5 protein-coding genes are annotated in these 4,043 nt (G+C 46.7%); all 5 read right to left on the reverse strand.

From position 1 onward, the window contains the following. Nucleotides 1–160: 160 nt before the first annotated feature. On the reverse strand, nt 161–613 hold the full coding sequence (gene rplI, locus KI743_RS24305) for a 50S ribosomal protein L9 (RefSeq protein WP_032549897.1): 453 nt from the start codon (nt 611–613) through the stop codon (nt 161–163). Between the two features lie 38 nt (nt 614–651). Beyond that, a complete protein-coding gene (gene rpsR / locus KI743_RS24310) occupies nt 652–879 on the reverse strand; it encodes a 30S ribosomal protein S18 (protein WP_000090472.1) in 228 nt (75 codons plus the stop codon). A 112-nt stretch (nt 880–991) separates the two neighbouring features. Beyond that, nucleotides 992–1,381 carry a 30S ribosomal protein S6 gene (gene rpsF, locus KI743_RS24315; protein ID WP_032549898.1) on the reverse strand — a complete coding sequence of 130 codons (390 nt, stop codon included), beginning with the start codon at nt 1,379–1,381 and terminating at the stop codon, nt 992–994. Nucleotides 1,382–1,649: 268 nt separating this feature from the next. Then, entirely contained in the window at nt 1,650–2,390 is a 741-nt protein-coding gene (gene rlmB / locus KI743_RS24320) for a 23S rRNA (guanosine(2251)-2'-O)-methyltransferase RlmB (protein WP_032549899.1), read from the reverse strand. Nucleotides 2,391–2,490: 100 nt separating this feature from the next. Next, nucleotides 2,491–4,043, reverse strand: a 1,553-nt coding sequence (locus tag KI743_RS24325) for a VacB/RNase II family 3'-5' exoribonuclease (protein WP_285468566.1), incomplete at its 5' end; no start/stop codon positions are given.

Consider the following 4,043-nt stretch of genomic DNA (forward strand, 5'->3'; position numbering starts at 1 on the left):
TAAAAAGATCATCATAGGCTTTTTACCTATCGTAACTCTTACCCCCTCATACCTGTACAACAGACCTTGGCCGATCGCCTGAATTCCAGACATAAAAAAACACCAGCCGAAGCTGGTGTTTTAAAACTTTCAAAAGAAAGAATTCGTCTTTTAACTGAAATTACTCAGCAGCAACGATAGCGATGTTCGCTGTAGCAAATACTTCAGAGTGAAGTTGGATGCTTACTTCGAATTCACCGATGTTACGTAGAGCGCCTTCAGGTAGGCGTACTTCGCTCTTAGCAACTTCAACACCTGCAGCTGTGATAGCGTCAGCGATGTCGCGAGTACCGATAGAACCGAATAGTTTACCTTCGTCACCAGCTTTAGAAGCGATAACAACAGCTTCTAGAGCGTTAACTTTCTCTGCGCGAGCTTCTGCAGCAGCTAGTTGCTCAGCAACTTTAGCTTCTAGTTCAGCACGGCGAGTTTCGAACATAGCAACGTTGTCTTTAGTTGCCATAACTGCTTTACCTTGTGGGATAAGGAAGTTACGAGCGTAGCCAGATTTAACGTTTACTTGGTCGCCAAGGCCACCTAGGTTACCGATCTTATCAAGTAGAATAACTTGCATTATCTTAGTCCTCTTAAACTTTTATTAACTCTTACCAATTACTGATGCTTGTCAGTGTATGGTAGAAGTGCTAGGTAACGAGAACGCTTGATAGCGCGAGCTAGTTGACGCTGATACTTAGCGCTTGTACCAGTGATACGGCTAGGTACGATTTTACCAGCTTCAGTGATGTAGTTTTTTAGAGTTGCTACGTCTTTGTAGTCAATCTCTTGTACGCCTTCTGCAGTGAAACGGCAGAATTTACGACGACGGAAGAAACGAGCCATGGGCTATCTCCTGATCTTAAATTTAAAAAAGCGGTCTTCCATAAATACCGAAGTAGTTACGAAGAACCTAAAACAAGTTGAGAATTTTTTAAGGCTTTACGCCAAAAAAGAATTACTCAGCAGATGCTTCTGGCTTAGCTTCTGTACGCTCTTCGCGACGAGGAGCACGCTCTGCACGCTCTTCTTTTTGCTTAAGCATAATAGATTGCTCAGTCACAGCGCCTTTAGTGCGCATGATCATGTTACGTAGAACTGCATCGTTGAAACGGAAAGCAGTTTCTAGCTCGTCGATCACTTCTTGACCAGCTTCAACGTTCATTAGAACGTAGTGAGCTTTGTGAAGCTTGTTGATTGGGTAAGCCATTTGACGGCGGCCCCAGTCTTCTAGACGGTGGATAGTACCGCCAGCTTCAGTGATAGAACCAGTGTAACGCTCGATCATGCCAGCAACTTGCTCGCTTTGATCAGGGTGCACCATGAATACGATTTCGTAATGACGCATTGGTTGCTCCTTACGGATTATTAGCTTCCACAGTTGGCTCAGTCATCCAGAGGAAGCAAGGAACTAAAGATAATTGACTGAGTTTTAAGGACGGCAAATATTATAGAAAGAACCCCTTATTGGCAAGTGGTATTTGGCGAATAATGAAACAGTTTTTCTTTCGCCATCTAGCCATCCGTGATTCTCTCAAGATCTACCTTAATTCGATGAAAACAAACGCCCACCAGCATGTGGTGGGCGTTAGAAACAAATCAATTTAATGAGTGATTTACTGCGCTAAACGCTGACGTACCGCTTCAAACAGGCAAATACCAGAGGCAACCGAAACATTGAGGCTTGATACGCTACCTGCCATAGGGATCTTAATTAGATCGTCACAGGTTTCACGCGTTAGGCGACGCATACCGTCACCCTCTGCACCCATCACAACTGCTAGTGGGCCCGTCAGTTTTGCTTGGTAGATATCGTGCGTCGCTTCGCCTGCTGTACCCACAAACCACACGCCTTTCTCTTGTAGCGCACGCATAGTACGCGCCAGATTAGTCACGCGAACTAGAGGAACCGTTTCCGCAGCGCCACACGCCACTTTGCTCACTGTGGCTGTCAACGGCGAAGAGCGGTCTTTCGGTACGATAACAGCCGCAACACCTGCTGCGTCTGCGTTACGTAGACATGCGCCTAGGTTGTGCGGATCTGTCACACCATCAAGAACCAGCAGCAGAGGCTGTTCATGCTGCGCTAGAATGTCATCAAGGTCATTCTCATTCAGCTGCTTAGCTGGTTTCACCTTAGCGATGATACCTTGGTGATTAGCGCCTTGAGCTTTGTCATCCAGCACTTTACGACCCATTTGTTGGATAGACACCCCAAACTGCTGCAGTTGGTTCAACAGCGGTAATAGACGCTCATCTTGACGGCCTTTTAATACATAAGCCTCGATAAAACGTGCTGGGTCTTTTTCTAGTACAGCTTTCACTGCGTGAATGCCGTAGATAAATTCGTTACTCATTGTCTACCTGTTCGGTTTGTTACGTTAAGGAGAGCAAACTGCGCCTCTCCTTAATTCACTATTCAATATCGAGTAGGCAGTACTTATGCCTACTCCTGTGTTAAGCCTTTGGCGCTTTTGGCTTACGCTTTGCCGTGCGCTTCTTTTTCGCTTTCGGCTTATCGGTACTCGCCGGTTTACGCTTCGGCTTTCTCTTGCTGCTTGTCCCTTCTTCACTGCTACCATCAGGGCGCTTGGTAGGCTCAACTAATGGTTTAGCACTGCTTCCTGGGCGGCGGCTTTTTACAGCTGCGCGTTTTTTGCTTTTCGCCTTTTTCGCAGCATCCGCAGCACGTTTCTTCGCGGTTTTACCTTTACCACGAGGCTTGCGGTCAGTATCGACAATATCAAAGTCAATCTGGCGGCTATCTAGGTTTACCGCAGAGACCTTAACCTTCACTGAATCGCCAAGGCGGTAGATATTACCAGAACTCTCACCAATTAATCTCTGTCCAATTGGGTCAAATTGGTAGTAATCGTTGGCTAGTGACGTCACATGCACTAAGCCATCAATATGCAGCTCTGTTAGGCGAACAAAGAAGCCAAAACCAGTAACGTTAGCAATCACACCCGGCATCTCTTCGCCAACGTGGTCTTGCATGTATTCACACTTCAGCCAATCCGACACTTCACGTGTGGCATCATCTGCACGACGCTCGGTTGTCGAACATTGCTCACCGTAGAAATCCATATCATCAAATGAGTAATGGTAACCACCGGTTGGCGTCCAACGGTCAGTGTTGCGGCCTTCACCTTTAGCAATCAGGTACTTGATCGCTCGGTGTAAGAGCAAATCTGGGTAGCGACGAATTGGTGAAGTAAAGTGCGCGTAGCGCTTCAGTGCCAAGCCAAAGTGACCACAGTTGTCGGCGTTGTATACCGCTTGCTTCATAGAACGTAGCAACATGGTTTGAATCAGTTCGCGGTCTTCACGCTCGTTAATCTGACGAATCAGTTGTGCGTAATCGGTTGGCGATGGCTGCAGACCACCTTCCAAGCTTAGACCTAACTCACCCAAGAAATCTTTAAAGCCAGCTAGGCGCTCTTCTCCTGGAGTCTCATGGATTCGGTATAGAGCTGGCTCTTTGGCTTTTTCTACTAATGAAGCAGAAGCGATGTTCGCCAGAATCATACACTCTTCGATGATCTTGTGAGCATCGTTACGAATCACAGGTTCAATGCGGTCAATCTTACGGTCAGCGTTGAAGATGAACTTGGTTTCTACCGTTTCAAACTCAATCGCACCACGCTCATCACGAGTCTGCTTAAGCACCTTGTACATCTTATGCAGCTCTTCAAGGTGCGGTACTTCTTTCTCGTAACGCTGACGAAGCTCTTCATCACCATCGAGAATCGCGCCTACCTTGTTATAAGTCAGACGTGCATGCGAATTCATCACCGCTTCATAGTGCTTGTAACCAGAAAGTTTGCCGTTCTCTGAGATAGTCATTTCACACACCATACACAGACGGTCAACTTGCGGGTTTAGGGAACACAAGCCGTTAGAAAGCACTTCTGGCAGCATCGGAACAACCTGAGATGGGAAGTACACCGAGTTACCACGGTTAATCGCTTCTTTATCTAGAGCGGTATCTGGACGCACGTAGTAACTTA

The sequence above is a fragment of the Vibrio sp. D420a genome, from assembly GCF_030248625.1.
Taxonomy (GTDB): domain Bacteria; phylum Pseudomonadota; class Gammaproteobacteria; order Enterobacterales; family Vibrionaceae; genus Vibrio; species Vibrio fortis_A.